The sequence below is a fragment of the Variovorax sp. Root411 genome (genome assembly GCF_001425205.1).
In the GTDB taxonomy this organism is placed as follows: domain Bacteria; phylum Pseudomonadota; class Gammaproteobacteria; order Burkholderiales; family Burkholderiaceae_C; genus Variovorax.
In genome coordinates this window covers 61190-76008 of record NZ_LMDW01000003.1, presented here as the reverse complement: position 1 = coordinate 76008, position 14819 = coordinate 61190, and the positions used below count along the sequence as shown (strand labels likewise).

Here is a 14819-nt window from a genome sequence, read left to right as displayed (position 1 = left end):
GATGGCGCGTCCCCCCATGCCTATCCTGCGGAAGCGCCTGCGGCGCCTTCACAGAGACCCCACGGCATGAACGCACACCACTTCAGCACCCTGCTCGAACACCCCGCCGACCGGCAGGCCTGCTGGGGCCAGATCAACTCGTCGTATTTCGGCGCGCTGCACGTGCAATGCCTCGACACGGGCACCTTCGACGCGCGCATGGACGCCTATGAACTCGGGCCGCTGGGCATGTTCATGATCGAGGCGCCCTCGCACCGCGTGGCGCGGCCCGACACGCGCCACGAGATCGTGCTCGACGAGCACTACAAGCTGGTGCTGCAGCTCGAGGGCCACGGCCACATCTCGCAACGCGACCGCGAGTTCCATCTGCACCCGGGCGACTGGAGCCTGTACGACCCGCGCGTGCCCTACGCCATCACCAACCCAGAACGCTCGCGCCTGCTGGCCATCACCATTCCGCGCCAGCAGTTCAAGGGCATGAAGATTCCCGACCTGCACACCTGCGAGGCGCACACGCCCGCCATGCAGGGGCTCTATGCGGTGCTCGGCTCGTTCCTCACCTCGCTGGCCGACCAGTTGCCCTCGCTGCCCCATGCGGTCGGCCGCTCGGTCAGCGACACGGTGCTGGGCCTGCTGGCCTCCACGCTGGCCACGCACTCCGACGAGCAGTTCGGTGGCGCGCACCCGGTGCCAAGCGTGCTCAAGGCGCGTGTGAAGCAGTTCGTGCATGCGCACCTCGCGGACCCTGCTTTGTCGCTCGACCTCATCGCGCAGCAACTGCGCTGCTCCAAGCGCTACCTGCACCGCGTGTTCGAGAACGAAGACCAGACGCTCGACCGCTTCATCTGGCAGATGCGGCTGGAGCGCTGCGGCGAGGCGCTGCGCAATGCGGCAGGCCGCCGCACCTCGGTGTCGGAAATTGCGTTTGCCTGGGGCTTCAACAGCAGCGCGCATTTCTGCCGCGTGTTCAAGGCGCAGTACGGGGTGTCGCCGAGAGAGTTCCAGCGGCGCGAAGCCGAAAAGGCCGCATCGCCAGCGCTGGCGCACTAGCCAGCTCAGGCTGCAGCCAGATAGCTGCTGTGCAGGATCTCGGGCCGGCTGCGCAATTCTTCCGACGAGCCCGCGAAGGCCATGCGCCCGCGCTCCAGCACGTAGGCGCGGCTCGACACCGCGAGCGCCACCGTCGTGAACTGCTCGATCAGCAGCACGCCGACGCCCTCGCGCGCGACCTGCTGCACCACCTCGACCAACCGCTTGACCACCGTGGGCGCGAGCCCCAACGACAGTTCGTCGATGGCCAGGTAGCGCGGCTTGCCGATCAGCGCCTGCGCAATGCAGACCATCTGCTTCTGCCCGCCCGACAGCGAACGCGCGGGCAGAGCGAGCTTCACGCGCAGTTCAGGGAACACCGCCAGCACCTGCTCGACCGCATTGACCACGCGTGCAGCGGGCAATGCCGTCGCCGCCGCACGCAGGTTGTCGAGCACCGACAGCTCGCCGAGCACGCGATGTCCTTCCGGCACCACGGCCACGCCCAGCGCACGCACACGCTCGGGCCGCTGGCCGTGCAGCGCGTGGCCCTCGACCTCGATGCGCCCGCCGGTGATCGGCAACACGCCGCCGATGGCCATCACCGTGCTCGACTTGCCCGCACCGTTGGCCCCCAGCAGCGCCGTCACCTCGCCCGGCGGCACCTGCAGGTCGATGCCGTGCAGCACGGCCTTGCCGCCGCGTTGCAGGCGCAGATCGTTGACGCTCAGCATGTAGTCACTCCGTTCCCAGGTAGGCCTTGCGCACGGCCGGATCGTCGAGCACCTCGCGCGTAGCGCCGAGCGCGAGGCGGCGGCCGAAGTCGAGCACCAGCGTCTGCGTGCAGGTGGCGGCGATCAGGTCGACGTCGTGGTCGATCAGCAGCACCTGCGCGCCGCAGAAGGCATGCACCGAGCCGATCACGCGGCGCAGCGCGCCGGCCTCCTGCTCGGTGAGGCCCGCGCCGGGCTCGTCGAGCAGCAGCAACTTGGGCGTGCCGACCAGCGACTTCGCGATCTCGAGCATGCGGCGCTGGAACAGGTTGAGATGCTGGCCCAGCACGGTCGCCACGTCGAGCAGGCCGGTGTGCGCCAGCGCGCGCGCGACCTGCGCCACCGCGTCGCCGCGCGCGTGCGGCACATGGTCGAGCAAGGCGCGCACGTTGTCCCACACGCTGAGGTCTTCCACCACCTGCTCGGTCTGGAACGAGCGGCGCAGGCCGAAACGCACGCGCTCGATGGGCTTCAGGCCCAGCAGGTCGGCGCCGTCCACCGCAACGCTGCCGGTGCGCGGCAGCACGAGGCCGCTGAGCACGTTGACCAGCGTGGTCTTGCCCGCGCCGTTCGGGCCGATGAGGCCGCACACCGGCGCGTCGAGTTCGGCGCTCAGCGCATCGATGGCCTTGACACCGCCGAAGGCGACGGTGAGATCGTGGATGCGGATCATGGCGCGGCCTCTTTGCCGCCGCGCCCGAGCCGCTTGCGTATTGCCTCGAACGCGCCCGCCAGCTGGCCCGCGATGCCGCTCGGCGCGGTGATGAGCGCATGCAGCAGCGCCACGCCGAAGAAGATCATCGCCAGGTAGCCGTTGACGCCGAAGTCCGTGAGCAATGCAGGCACCGCGCGCAGCAGCAACCCGGCGATCAGTGCGCCGGCCCAGTGGTACACGCCGCCCACCACGGTGAGTGCGAACAGCATCACCGAATCGCCCGCAGTGAACGCACGCCCGTCGAGCTGGCCCACGCCGCCCGCGAGCAGCGCGCCCGCCACGCCCGCGCAGAAACCCGCGAGGCCGAAGGCCCAGGTCTGGTAACGCAGGATGTTCACGCCGGCCGCCACAGCCGCCGCCTCACCGCGACGGATCAACGCCCACGAGCGCCCGGCGCGCGTGCGCCGGTGCAGTTCGATCAATGCCAGCACCGCCGCCAGCCACACGGCCACGTAGCGGAAATACGCCGCATCGGACAGCGCCAGCGCGGGCCGCGGCATCATCAGCCGTTCGCTGCCGAACACACGGCCCAGCCAGCCCGCGCCGCCATCGGGAAAGCCCATGACGTTGATGACCACCTGGAAGCCGCCCGCCATCATCATCGTGACGAGCGCCAGGTACAGCCCCTTGAGCCGCAGCGCTGGCAGCCCCGCGAGCATGCCCACCACGCACGACAGCAGCCCGCCCGCGAGCACCGACAGCTCGAAGGGCCAGCCCAGGCCGTGTCCCGCGCGCAGCGCGATCCAGCCGCCCGCGCCGAGCAGCGCGTACTGGCACAGCGACACCAGCCCCAGTTGTCCGTAGAGCAATGCCACGCCGGCCGCCGCGATCGACAGCGCGAGCGACGACGTGAGTGTCTTGATCCAGTACGCATTGGCCAGCCACGGCACCACGAGGCCGATGAGCAGCACGCAGCCCACCATCGCGGCCAGCGAGATGCGCGCGCGGCGCGATGCTTCTGCCAGCGAGGCCGGCGGCCCCGAGATGGCTTGAACAGGCACCGCGCCGCCGATGGTCGAAGAAGCGCTCATGCCTGCCGCGTCCCCGGTCGGAAGAAAACGATCATCGCCAGCGCGATGAGGAACGGCGTGGCCGTGCGAAAGGCCGCGAAGCCCGGCACGGTGATCGCCAATGCTTCGAGCACACCGATGGCGATACCGCCCGCGACCGTGGCCGGCAGCGAATGCAGCCGCCCGATGATCGCGGCGGCAAAAGCTGGTATTACCAGGAAGGTCAGTAGCGTGGCCTGCAGCCGCACGATGTTCGCGAGCAGCAGCCCGCACACGCCGGCGAACGCGCCGCTGAGCACCCACGCCACCGTGTCGACGCCGAGCACGCGGATGCCGAGCAGCGCGCTCAGGTCGCGGTCGTTGGCCAGCGCGCGCATCTTCAGGCCCACGCGCGTCTTCGACAGCAGCAGGCCGACACCGCCCATCATCAGCACCGCGAGCACCAGCCCCAAGGCGCGCGTGTGCGTGAGCCGCACCTCGACCTCGCCGAGCAGAAATTCGAGAGCGCCGCCATCAGTGGGCAACACGAGGCGTCGCGGCTGCTCGCCCCAGTACCACTCGGTGAAGCCGACCACCACCAGCGCGAAGCCCAGTGTCGCGATGCTGCGGATCGTCGGGTCGCGGTGCGACAGCCTCGGCGCCAGCAATCGGCCGTAGGCCAGCGACAGCAGCATCGACGTGAGCACCGCCGCGCACCACGCGAGCCCCTGCGGCCAGTCGGCTTCGAGCATCGACCAGGCCACGTACGCACCGATCGCGCCGATGGCGCCGAAGGCGAAGTTCAGCACGCCCGACGAGCGATAGAGCACCACCAGCCCCACGCCCGAGAGCGCATAGACCGCGCCCAGGCCCAGGCCGGAGATGACGAAAGGCAGGTAGTCCTCCATGGCCCGGCGCGCCTACTTCAGGCCCATCTTCTGCTCGTCGGCACGAATGTCGACCAGTTCCGGGTCTTCCGCCGTGAGGCAGCCGCCGGGCGCGAAGCGCCAGCCGTTGCCGTCGGGGCTCGCGACCGGGCCGCTGTTGTTGGCGTTGTGGCGGTTGCCGTTGCCCACGTAGAAGGGCTTGCAGAGAATGTCGCTGCGGAAGTCGCTGACCTTGCGCAGCGCGTCGGTCACGCCCGCGCGGTCGACCCTCTTCGGGTCCATCTTCAGCAGCGCCTGCGTCACGATGCGCGCCGCCACGTAGCCGGCCTGCGAGAAGGTGTCGCGCGGGTCGCTCTTCGCGCCGTACTTGTCCATCACCGCGAGCCAGTTCTTGTTGTCGGGCCCGGCCGATTCGAGCGGGTTGAATTCGAGGTTCACGTCGAAGTTGCCCTTCCAGTACGGTCCGATGGCCTTGGGCACGTCGGCGTTGTAGGCCGGCGCGGACGACACGAAATGAATCTTCTTGCCGATGTTCTGCTGCTCGGCCGCGGCCAGCATCGGCACCAGGATGCCCTTGGGCACGTTCATGATGATGGTGTCGGGCTTCTTCGCGGCGGCCTGCAGCATGGTCGAGGTGGCGTCGGCCGAGCCGGGGTCGATGGCGATGGTCTCGACCTCCACGCCGTTCTTCTTGCCCCATTCCTTCGGGCCCTCGCAGGCCCAGTTGCCCAGGCTCGGGATGTTCGGAATGATGCAGACCATCTTCTTGGCCTTGTACTTCTGCGCGGCGTACATGGCGGCGATGGTGGCCGACACGCGCGGCCCCGCGTTCACCGGCACGTAGTTGCGCGCGTTGAAGCATTCGCGCGGCACGCCGGTGCCGGCAATCACCATCACGCCTTCGTCGGCGTACATCTTGGCGTTGGCGCCGCACTCCACGAAGCTGGTGCTGCCCGCGAGCACGACCACCTTGCGGTCCTTCACGAGCTTGGAGGCGACCTGCGCGGCGGTCTCGGGGTTCCACTGGTCGTCGGCCACGATGTAGTCGACCGGGCGGCCGTTGATGCCGCCGTTGGCGTTGACGCACTTGAAGTACGCGGCCGCCGCCTGTCCCGAGGCACTGAAGTCGTCGGGGCCGGTCTTGCCGACCACCGCGCCGATGGGAATGGGCTCGCCCGTGGCGGCCTTGCCGGTGTTCAGGCCGCAGTCGGGGCCAGTCTGCGCCCAGGCGCCGCCGGCAGCAGCAAGGCCCATGGCGCCCATGAATGCGGACAGCGCGATCTTCTGGTTTCTCTTCATGATGAATGTCTCCTTCTTTGTGATCGGAACCGTGGCGGCTACACCGCCATGCACACGCTCTTGAGCTCGGTGAAGCTCTCGACCGCCGCGCGCCCCAGGTCGCGCCCGTAGCCCGACTGCTTCACGCCGCCCAGCGGCAGCGCGTTGTCGAGCACGTTGTGCGCGTTGACCCAGACCACGCCGGCCTGCAGGCGCGGCACGATGCGGTGCACGGCAGAGAGGTTGTTCGACCACACGCTGGCGGCCAGGCCGTAGGCGCTGTCGTTGGCCAGACGGATCGCGTCTTCGACGTCGTCGAAAGGCACGACCGTCGCGACCGGGCCAAACACCTCTTCGCGCACGATGCGCATCGAAGGCTGCGTGTCGACGAACACCGTGGGCTTGACGAAGCAGCCGCCGTCGAAGGCGCGGCTGCCGCCGGTGACGAGCGTCGCGCCGTCGGCCACCGCGCCGTCGATGTGCGCCATCACGCGCTCCACGTGGCGCTTGGACACCAGCGGCCCGAACTGCGCCTGCGGATCGAAGCCCGAGCCGATGTGCAGGCCTTCGGCCGCCTGCACCAGTTGCGCCACCACCTTGTCGAAGATGCCGCGCTGCACGTAGACGCGCGAGCCCGCCGTGCACACCTGGCCCTGGTGAAAGAAGATGCCGTTGGCCGCGCCCTGCGCCGCCGCGGCCGGGTCCGCGTCGTCGAGCACGATCAGCGGCGACTTGCCGCCGAGCTCCAGTGTGAAACGTGCCATGTTGTCGACCGCCGCGTGGCCGATGCGCTGGCCCACGGCCGTCGAGCCGGTGAAGCTGATCTTGCGGATGTCCGGGTGTTGCGCGAGCGCCGCGCCGGCCGTGGCACCGCGCCCGCACACCACGTTGAGCGCGCCCGGCGGGAAGCCCGCCTCGATGGCCAGCTCGGCCAGCCGCAGCGCGGTGAGCGGCGTTTCTTCCGAGGGCTTGAGCACCACCGTGCAGCCGGCCGCGAGCGCGGGCGCGACCTTCCACAGCGCGATGGCGAGCGGGAAGTTCCACGGCACGATCGCGCCAACCACGCCCACGGGTTCGCGCCGCGTGTAGGTCACCCACTGCGCGCCCGGAATGCCGATGGAGTTGTCGAGCGTCTGCCCTTCGAGCTTGGTGGCCCAGCCCGCCATGTAGCGCACGAACTCCGCGCCGCCGCCCACGTCGACCATGCGCGCGATGCCGCGCAGCTTGCCGCTCTGCAGGGTTTCGAGCGCACTGAGTTCGTCGGCGTGCGATTCGATCAGTGTCGACAGCGTGTAGAGCATGCGCTCGCGGTCGGCGGGGCGCAGCGACTTCCATGCGGCGCTCTCGAAGGTGCGGCGCGCGCTGGCCACCGCCGCATTCACGTCGGCCGCGTCGCTGTCCGGTGCTTCGGCCACGGTCATCTCGGTGGCCGGATCGACCACCGGCAGGTAGATGCCGCCGGCGGGCGCCACCTCGCGGCCGTCAATGTGATTGCCGCGTCGGCGCTGCGCCAACAGGCCCACCTGGCCGAGGTGCTCGATCGACAGGTCTCGCAGATTCATGAAAGGGCTCCGGGACAATGCGTTGAAGAAAAGAACCTGCTCACTGCATGGCCTGCGCCACGAGCAGCGTGTCGGTGAACTGCTCGAAGCGCCGCACCTTGCCGCCCTGCACCTGCCACACATGCGTGACGCGCGCACGCATGGTCTTGCCGGTGGCGCGGTGGCGGCCGTGGTAGTCGCCGATGCCGACCACGGTGTCGCCGCCGTCGACCAGCCGTTCGAGCACGAAGCGGTAGCCTTCCCACTCGGCGCCGAGCACCTTGAAGACCTTCTCGATCACCTGCGCGGGGCCGACGTGCGTGCCGGCGCAGGGGAAGCCGGCCATCTCGGTCCACTGCACGTCGTCGGCCATGTCGGCGAACATGGCCTCGAGGTCCTGGCGATCGGACGCGGCGTAGTGATCGGCAACGATCTGGTGGGGCGTGCGCATGAAGTGAAGCTCCTGGGTGTGACAGCGAAATGGGGAAAGATCAGACCGGCCCGAACTCAGGCGGGTAGAAGGTCTGCGAGGCCTTGCGCATGAAGGCGCCGGCCGGGTTGTTGGCGACTTCGCCGGCGCCGGTGACGCCGAGGAACTTGCCGGTCGAGCGGCCGCTCGCGAAGTCGAAGAAGAAAACCGACGCGACCGGAATCAGGAACTCGCGGAAGGTGAAGATGTATTGCTCGTCGTCGAACTTCCAGTAGCTCGCGAGGTCGACGTCGCCGTGGCCGCGCTGCACGCCGACCAGGCATTGCCACGCGTAGCGCTCGGCGCTCAGGTAGGTGTGCTCGTAGGTGTGGTTGGGGCTGTAGGTCTGCCAGGTGCGCAGGCCGATGAGGTCGCGCGTGGCGTGCGGCACGAGGCCCGTGGCGGTGTCGCCATTCAGCGTGCCGACCCAGAAGTCCTGCGGCACGCGCGGCTGGCCTGCGGCTTCCTCGGCACTGACGATGCGGCAGCGGATGGCGAGCACGCGGCGCGTGCGCGTGTTGAGCACGACGGTCAGTGCTTCGGTGGGGCGGCTGGCCTGCGTGATGTCGAGGAAGAAGGTGTGGGGTGCGACCTCGATGGCTTCGTACCAGTCGCCCTTGCCCTGCCCGCCGCGCGCGCCCTGCTCCTGCCAGTCCAGCGCGTGCTGAGAGCGCGGCTGCAGCGTGAGCTGGAAGCCGGGCAAGGCCAGTGTCAGCGTCTGGCCCGCGAGCGCGTCGGTGGCCGGCAGGCGGTTGGTGGCGATGCCGAGGGCGAACTGGTCGTAGGTCTTCCAGTCGGCGGGTTTCGTCGTGTCGGTGCTCATGGCGTTCTTGTTCCTTAGGCGTCGTGCGCGAAGGCGATGGTGGGAAGGTCGACCGCGGACGCGCCGCCATCGACCATCAGCGAACTGCCGGTGACCATCGCGGCCAGCGGCGAGGCGAGGAACAGCACGGCATTCGCCACGTCTTCGGGGCTGGCGGCGCGACCCATGGGCACGTCGCGCGTGACAAGGTCGTAGGCCGCGTCGGCATCGGCCAAGCGGTACTTGTCGACCAGCACCTGCATCTGCTCGTCGGCCATCTCCGTGCGCACCCAGCCGGGACACACCGCGTTCACGCGCACGCCCTGGTTGCCGTAGTCGCGTGCCAGCGAACGCACGAGGCCGATGAGCGCGTGCTTCATCGTCACGTAGCCGATCACGCCCGGGCCCGCGAAGTGGCCGGCGAGCGACGACAGCACGACGATGTTGCCGCGCCGCTCGATCAGCTCGGGCAGCAATTCGCGCGCGCAGACAAAGGCGGTGTCGAGGTTCAGGCGTGTCGAGAGCGCCCACGAGGCATCGTCGGTGGAGAGCGCATTGCCGACACCATGTCCGCCCGCGTTGGCGACCAGCACGTCGACGCGGCCGAACTTCTCGCGGGCCGTGGCGAGTGCGCGCTGCACGTCGGCCTTGCTCGCGGCATCGCCTGCCACGGCCAGGCCGCCGAGCCTGGCGGCGACCGCTTCGAGCTGCGCGAGGCGGCGCCCCATCAGCACCACGCGGCCGCCCGCCGCGACGAACTGCTCGGCCACTGCCGCGCCGATGCCGGTGCCGCCACCGGTGATGAATGCGACCTTGCCGGCCATGGAAGCTGTGGAACTCATTCGATCTGTCTCCTTGTCCTTGTTGGGATCGACTCTAGGTTCGTGCGCGCATCCGCGATTGACCGAACGTGCAGAGTCAATTGCCCGACAGCGCGAAATCAGCGCAGCGCTCGGCCAGCATCACGGTCGGCGCGTTGGTGTTGCCGCTCACGAGCGACGGCATCACCGAGGCGTCGCACACGCGCAGCCTTGCCACGCCATGCACGCGCATCTGCGCATCGACCACGGCCATTTCGTCGCGGCCCATGCGGCAAGTGCCGCTCGGGTGGTAGACGGTCTTGGCGCGCTGGCGCACATAAGCTTCGATGGCGTCGTCCGCCAGTTCGTCGGCAGCGGAAGGCGCAAGCTCTTCGGAGACCACTTCGCGCAGCGCGGGCGCGCGCAGGATGCGGCGCGCGAGCTTCACGCCGCGCACCAGCGTGTCCACGTCTTCCCGCGCCTGCAGGTAGCCGCCGTCGAACAGGATCGGCGCCATCGGGTCGGCGCTGCGCAACTGCACTCGGCCACGCGATTTGGGGCGCAGGAAGCAGGGGTTGATCGACAGGCCGTGGCCGGCCAGCGGCGCGCGGTCCACGTCGCCCACCAGCACGGGCAGCACGTGGAACTGCAGGTCGGGCCGGCCCTCACCGGTGGTGTCGACGAAGCCGCCGCTTTCCACCACGTTCGAGCTCAGCAAGCCGGTGTTGAAGAGCGTCCATTGCAGGCCGTGCTTGAGCGCCGCGAGGCCGCGGTCGTTGCCCAGCAGGCTGATCGGCTCGCGCGTACGGCCGTAGACCGACACCTCCAGGTGGTCCTGGAAGTTCTCGCCCACACCGGGCAGGTCGCGCGCCACGGGAATGCCGAGCGACTGCAGTTGCGCACCCGGGCCGATGCCCGACAGCATCAGCAGCTTGGGCGACGCGAGCGCGCCGGCCGAGAGGATCACTTCCTGCCGCGCGGTGGCGACGATGTCTTCGCCGGTGCCGCCCTGGCCCGTGCGATAGACCACGCCGGTGGCGGCACCGTCCTGCGTCAGCACGCGCGTCACGTGGGCGCCAGTCACCACCGTGAGCTTCGGGTTGCCGCGCACCGCCGCGAGGTAGGTCGCGGCCGTGCTCGCGCGGCGGCCCTCGAAGGTGGTGGTCTGGTAGAAGCCCACGCCCGCCTGCTGCGCGCCGTTGAAATCGTCGGTGTAGGCCAGCCCGCTCTGCTGCGCCGCGCGCAGGAAGGCCAGGCTCAGCGGATGCCGGTAGCGGGTGTCGCTCACCTTCAGCGGGCCGGTCGTGCCATGCAGCCCGCAGGCAAAGCGCGAATTCGCCTCGGCCTTGCGGAACCACGGCAGCACGTCGCTCCAGCCCCAGCCTTCGCAGCCCTGCGCCTGCCAGCCGTCGTAGTCGGCCGGCGTGCCGCGGATGTAGACCATGGCGTTGACCGAGCTGCCGCCGCCCAGCGTGCGCCCCTGCGGCACGAACATCTTGCGCCCGCCCGCCGCGGCCTGCGGCTCGCTCTCGTAGGCCCAGGTGCGCTCGGTGCCGATCACGCGCACGAAGGTGGCGGGCATGTGGATGAAGCGGTCGTTGTCCGGCGGCCCGGCCTCCAGCAGCAGCACGCTGCGCCCCGCCAGCACCAGCCGGTGCGCTAGCACGCAGCCGGCCGAGCCGGCACCAACCACCACGAAATCGAAAACCTGTTCCGCCATGTCGCGCATCCGTCCTGAGTTGTCGTTGCAGGCGGATGCTCGGGGGTGGCGTGCCCCGTGGATCACCGGGGCGGGTTGGTGCAACTCAAATTGCGCTGTCGGTCAATGCCGGGAGGCCCTGCGACAATCGCCGGATGCCTTTCGCCCCCCTGCAAAACGACACGTTCCTGCGAGCCTGCTGGCGCCAGGCCACCGACCACACGCCCGTCTGGCTCATGCGCCAGGCCGGCCGCTATTTGCCCGAGTACGTCGCCACCCGCACCAAGGCCGGCAGCTTCATGGGGCTGGCGACCAACACCGACTACGCCACCGAAGTCACGCTGCAGCCGCTGGCGCGCTACCCGCTGGACGCGGCCATTCTTTTCTCCGACATCCTCACCGTGCCCGACGCCATGGGCCTGGGCCTGTCGTTCGAGGCCGGCGAGGGCCCGCGCTTTGCGCACCCGGTGCGCGATGAGGCCGCCGTGGCCGCGCTCGAAGTGCCCGACATGGACAAGCTGCGCTACGTGTTCGACGCCGTGGCCTCGATCCGCAAGGCGCTCAACGGCCGCGTGCCGCTGATCGGCTTCTCGGGCAGCCCCTGGACGCTCGCCTGCTACATGGTGGAAGGCGCGGGCTCCAGCGACTACCGCCTCGTGAAGAGCATGCTGTACAGCCGCCCCGACCTCATGCACCGCCTGCTGGCCGTGAATGCCGATTCGGTGGCCGCCTACCTCAACGCCCAGATCGACGCCGGCGCGCAGGCCGTGATGGTGTTCGACAGCTGGGGCGGCGTGCTGGCCGACGGCGCGTTCCAGGAATTCAGCCTCGCCTACACGGCCCGCGTGCTGGCCGGCCTGAAGCGCAACGGCGCCGACGGCCAGCCCGTGCCGCGCATCGTGTTCACCAAGGGCGGCGGGCTGTGGCTCGACGCCATGCGCGAACTCGACTGCGAAGTGCTGGGTGTGGACTGGACCGTGAACCTGACCGCTGCGCGCCGCCAGGTCGCCGAAGGCACCGACGGCAAGGCCAAGGCGCTGCAGGGCAACATCGACCCCAACGTGCTGTTCGCGCCGCCCGCGCAGATCGAGGCCGAGGTGGCGAAGGTGCTGAACGCCTTCGGCAAGCCGCACGCCGAGCACAACGCCAAGGGCCCGACCCATATCTTCAACCTGGGCCACGGCATCAGCCAGTTCACGCCGCCGGAGCATGTGGCTGCGCTGGTGCAGGCGGTGCACGCCCAGTCGCGCGCGCTGCGCGGTTGAAATCGTCACTCCGAGGCGGTCCGGCGATGGCGCCGGAGCTGCCCCGAAGGTTGGTCTGCAACCGTTTGTCAAGCCCAAAACGGTGAATCGGCACCGACTTATGCACAAAACATGTGTTGCACTGCGCAAGATTATCTGAGTGGCCTCTTTCTTTGCTCCTAAAGAAATAGCGAAGCTAAGTTGTTGATTTATATAGGATTTGAACTTTGCTTTTTTTCCGGGCATTCCAGCCAGAGCCTTGATTTTCAAGGCCTCGCAGCGAGTCGAGCCTGCTTGTCAACAAAGTTATCCACAGAAACTCTGGACGGCCTTCAAAGCCCAGACAAATCAACGACTTAAGCGCTTTTGCTCAAAGTCGCATTAAGAAACCTTTCCAAGAAGGATCGCTCATCTCCACCACCGGCCTCCCCCTCGACGGGGCTCACCAGACGACGGACGGCGCTTTGCGTTCCCTGCCGTGGCGGCTCGACATCGCGGTGCAGACGCCCGCGCATGCCGCGCTCGGCGACCTGCTGAGCTACGCCAGCGCGGAGCCGGTGCCGCCCGGCACGCTGGTGCGCGTGCCGCTGGGCAAGCGCGAGGTGTTGGGCGTGGTCTGGAACGAGCCGGTTTCGCTGGCGGGCGCCGAGCCGGGCATGGCGCTGAAACCCGTGGGCGCGGCGCTCGACGCACTGGCCCCGCTGGGCGAGGCCTGGCGCGACCTCGTGGCCTTTGCCGCGCGCTACTACCAGCGCTCGATCGGCGAGATCGCGCTGGCCGCGCTGCCGCCGCAGCTGCGCGACCTGTCGACGACGCAGCTGGCGCGCCGGCTCAAGCGCAAGACGGCGGCCGGTCCGGTGGCAGAGACGGCCGAGTCCGCGAACCTGATCGCGCTGAGCGCGGAGCAGGCCGCCGCGCTGGTGCGCATCGAGGCCGAGACCGGCACCTTCCTGCTGGTCGGCAGCACCGGCAGCGGCAAGACCGAGGTCTACCTGCGCTGCGTGGCCGACCTGCTCGCGCGCGACCCCGAGGCGCAGGCGCTGGTGATGGTGCCCGAGATCAATCTCACGCCGCAGCTCGAGGCCCGCTTCAAGGCCCGCTTCGGCGACGAGGCGGTGGTGTCGTTGCACAGCGGCATGACCAACCCGCAGCGGCTCGCGAGCTGGCTGGCGGCACACAGCGGCGCGGCGCGCATCGTGCTGGGCACGCGCATGGCGGTGTTCGCTTCGATCCCGGGGCTGAAGCTCATCGTGGTCGACGAGGAGCACGACCCGAGCTACAAGCAGCAGGAAGGCGCGCGCTACTCGGCGCGAGACCTCGCCGTGTGGCGCGGCCAGCGCGAGAAGGCCAAGGTGATCCTCGGCTCGGCCACGCCCTCGCTCGAAAGCTGGCACCAGAGCCGGCCCGCCGAGGGCGACGACCCGGGCGGGCGCTACGTGCGGCTGGCGATGCCCTCGCGCATAGGCGCCGGTGAACTGCCCGCCGTGCGGCTGGTCGACATGAACCTGCAGCCGCCGAAGACGGTGATTTCCGCCGCGCTGCTCGACGCCATCGGCCAGCGCATCGCACGCGGCGAGCAGAGCATGATCTTCCTGAACCGGCGCGGCTATGCGCCGGTGCTGGCCTGCGGCGACTGCGGCTGGAAGAGCGAATGTCCGCACTGCAGCGCGTACCGCGTGTTCCACAAGATCGACCGCACGCTGCGCTGTCACCACTGCGGTTTCACCGAGCGCGTGCCGCGCGCCTGCCCGGCCTGCGGCAATCCCGACATCGCGCCCGTGGGCCGCGGCACCGAACGGCTCGAAGAACACCTGGCCGAGCTGTTCGCAGGCGTGAAGCACCCGGACGGCAGTGCGGTGCCTGGACCTGTGAGGATTGCGCGCATCGACGCCGACAGCACAAAGAAACAGGGCGCGCTCGAATCGCAGCTCGCGGCCGTTCACGCGGGCGAGGTCGACGTGCTGGTCGGCACGCAGATGATCGCCAAGGGCCACGACTTTCGCCGCATCACGCTGGTGGCCGCGGTGAACCCCGACGGTGCGCTGTTCTCCAGCGACTTCCGCGCGCCCGAGCGGCTGTTCAGCCTGCTGATGCAGTCGGCCGGCCGCGCGGGCCGCGACGCCGCCTACCTCGCGGCGCAGGGCGCCAAGGCCGAGATGTGGATCCAGACGCACCATGCGCAGCACCCGCTGTTCATGGCGCTGCGCAGGCACGACTACGCCAGCTTCGCGCAGCAGCAGCTCGACGAGCGCCGGGCCGCCGGCATGCCGCCCTTCGCGTTCCAGGCGCTGCTGCGCGCCGACGCGCGCGAGCAGCCGGTGGCGCAGGGCTTCCTGAATACGGCAGCGGACCAAGCCGAGGCGCTGCCGGGCGCCGACCTTGTCACGCGCTACCCGGCGGTGCCGCTGGCGATCCAACGCGTCGCGAATGTGGAGCGCGCGCAGATGCTGATCGAAAGCCCCTCGCGGGCCGCGCTGCAGCGCCTGCTGGCGGGCTGGCAGCCGCTGCTGCATGAACTGCGGCGCACGCCCGAGGGCAAGGGCGTGATCCGCTGGCTGGTCGACGTCGATCCGCACAGCATCTGACCCCGAAG

General features: G+C 69.3%; 13 protein-coding genes. 3 read left to right on the top strand and 10 right to left on the bottom strand.

Features of this window, described 5'->3' with window-relative positions; translation table 11 throughout:
- Positions 1-66: 66 nt before the first annotated feature.
- Entirely contained in the window at positions 67-1050 is a 984-nt protein-coding gene (locus ASC92_RS08170) for a helix-turn-helix domain-containing protein (RefSeq protein ID WP_056513074.1), read from the top strand.
- Positions 1051-1055: 5 nt separating this feature from the next.
- On the opposite strand, the gene ASC92_RS08165 is transcribed toward ASC92_RS08170, so the two are convergent.
- From ASC92_RS08165 to ASC92_RS08120, 10 genes are all read right to left on the bottom strand, one after another.
- Positions 1056-1763, bottom strand: coding sequence for an ABC transporter ATP-binding protein (locus ASC92_RS08165; RefSeq protein WP_056513071.1), 708 nt, complete (start codon positions 1761-1763; stop codon positions 1056-1058).
- 4 nt (positions 1764-1767) lie between these two features.
- Positions 1768-2475: an ABC transporter ATP-binding protein gene (locus tag ASC92_RS08160; protein WP_056513069.1), complete on the bottom strand. Its 708-nt coding sequence runs from the start codon at positions 2473-2475 to the stop codon at positions 1768-1770.
- Positions 2472-3548, bottom strand: a complete 1077-nt coding sequence (locus tag ASC92_RS08155) for a branched-chain amino acid ABC transporter permease (RefSeq protein WP_056513065.1) — start codon at positions 3546-3548, stop codon at positions 2472-2474. Before ASC92_RS08155 ends, ASC92_RS08160 begins: the two co-directional genes overlap by 4 nt.
- Positions 3545-4414 (bottom strand): branched-chain amino acid ABC transporter permease, encoded by an 870-nt coding sequence (locus ASC92_RS08150; RefSeq protein ID WP_056513062.1) that lies wholly within the window; start codon positions 4412-4414, stop codon positions 3545-3547. Before ASC92_RS08150 ends, ASC92_RS08155 begins: the two co-directional genes overlap by 4 nt.
- Before the next feature lie 12 nt (positions 4415-4426).
- On the bottom strand, positions 4427-5692 hold the full coding sequence (locus tag ASC92_RS08145) for an ABC transporter substrate-binding protein (protein ID WP_056513060.1): 1266 nt from the start codon (positions 5690-5692) through the stop codon (positions 4427-4429).
- A gap of 38 nt (positions 5693-5730) precedes the next feature.
- A complete protein-coding gene (locus ASC92_RS08140) occupies positions 5731-7233 on the bottom strand; it encodes an aldehyde dehydrogenase family protein (RefSeq protein ID WP_056513058.1) in 1503 nt (500 codons plus the stop codon).
- 40 nt (positions 7234-7273) lie between these two features.
- Complete coding sequence (locus tag ASC92_RS08135; protein WP_056513054.1) at positions 7274-7663, bottom strand: nuclear transport factor 2 family protein; 390 nt, start codon at positions 7661-7663, stop codon at positions 7274-7276.
- 40 nt (positions 7664-7703) lie between these two features.
- On the bottom strand, positions 7704-8504 hold the full coding sequence (locus tag ASC92_RS08130) for a MoaF C-terminal domain-containing protein (RefSeq protein ID WP_056513050.1): 801 nt from the start codon (positions 8502-8504) through the stop codon (positions 7704-7706).
- 14 nt (positions 8505-8518) lie between these two features.
- Positions 8519-9325 (bottom strand): SDR family NAD(P)-dependent oxidoreductase, encoded by an 807-nt coding sequence (locus ASC92_RS08125; protein ID WP_235505729.1) that lies wholly within the window; start codon positions 9323-9325, stop codon positions 8519-8521.
- 76 nt (positions 9326-9401) lie between these two features.
- Positions 9402-11012: a GMC family oxidoreductase N-terminal domain-containing protein gene (locus ASC92_RS08120; RefSeq protein ID WP_082519524.1), complete on the bottom strand. Its 1611-nt coding sequence runs from the start codon at positions 11010-11012 to the stop codon at positions 9402-9404.
- A 125-nt stretch (positions 11013-11137) separates the two neighbouring features.
- Here ASC92_RS08120 and hemE point away from each other — a divergent pair, with 125 nt between their 5' ends.
- Together hemE and priA are read left to right on the top strand one after the other, a co-directional pair.
- A complete protein-coding gene (gene hemE, locus ASC92_RS08115) occupies positions 11138-12247 on the top strand; it encodes a uroporphyrinogen decarboxylase (protein WP_056513045.1) in 1110 nt (369 codons plus the stop codon).
- A 452-nt stretch (positions 12248-12699) separates the two neighbouring features.
- A complete protein-coding gene (gene priA / locus ASC92_RS08110) occupies positions 12700-14811 on the top strand; it encodes a primosomal protein N' (protein WP_200935958.1) in 2112 nt (703 codons plus the stop codon).
- The last annotated feature ends 8 nt before the right edge of the window (positions 14812-14819 follow it).

What these genes read in the sequence shown, in the direction of transcription:
- ASC92_RS08145 (WP_056513060.1), bottom strand. Translation starts at nt 5,692, where the DNA reads ATGAAGAGAAACCAGAAGATCGCGCTGTCCGCATTCATGGGCGCCATG.
- ASC92_RS08130 (WP_056513050.1), bottom strand. Translation starts at nt 8,504, where the DNA reads ATGAGCACCGACACGACGAAACCCGCCGACTGGAAGACCTACGACCAG.
- ASC92_RS08155 (WP_056513065.1), bottom strand. Translation starts at nt 3,548, where the DNA reads ATGAGCGCTTCTTCGACCATCGGCGGCGCGGTGCCTGTTCAAGCCATC.
- ASC92_RS08165 (WP_056513071.1), bottom strand. Translation starts at nt 1,763, where the DNA reads ATGCTGAGCGTCAACGATCTGCGCCTGCAACGCGGCGGCAAGGCCGTG.
- ASC92_RS08120 (WP_082519524.1), bottom strand. Translation starts at nt 11,012, where the DNA reads ATGCGCGACATGGCGGAACAGGTTTTCGATTTCGTGGTGGTTGGTGCC.
- ASC92_RS08140 (WP_056513058.1), bottom strand. Translation starts at nt 7,233, where the DNA reads ATGAATCTGCGAGACCTGTCGATCGAGCACCTCGGCCAGGTGGGCCTG.
- ASC92_RS08135 (WP_056513054.1), bottom strand. Translation starts at nt 7,663, where the DNA reads ATGCGCACGCCCCACCAGATCGTTGCCGATCACTACGCCGCGTCCGAT.
- ASC92_RS08150 (WP_056513062.1), bottom strand. Translation starts at nt 4,414, where the DNA reads ATGGAGGACTACCTGCCTTTCGTCATCTCCGGCCTGGGCCTGGGCGCG.
- ASC92_RS08125 (WP_235505729.1), bottom strand. Translation starts at nt 9,325, where the DNA reads ATGAGTTCCACAGCTTCCATGGCCGGCAAGGTCGCATTCATCACCGGT.
- hemE (WP_056513045.1), top strand. Translation starts at nt 11,138, where the DNA reads ATGCCTTTCGCCCCCCTGCAAAACGACACGTTCCTGCGAGCCTGCTGG.
- ASC92_RS08170 (WP_056513074.1), top strand. Translation starts at nt 67, where the DNA reads ATGAACGCACACCACTTCAGCACCCTGCTCGAACACCCCGCCGACCGG.
- ASC92_RS08160 (WP_056513069.1), bottom strand. Translation starts at nt 2,475, where the DNA reads ATGATCCGCATCCACGATCTCACCGTCGCCTTCGGCGGTGTCAAGGCC.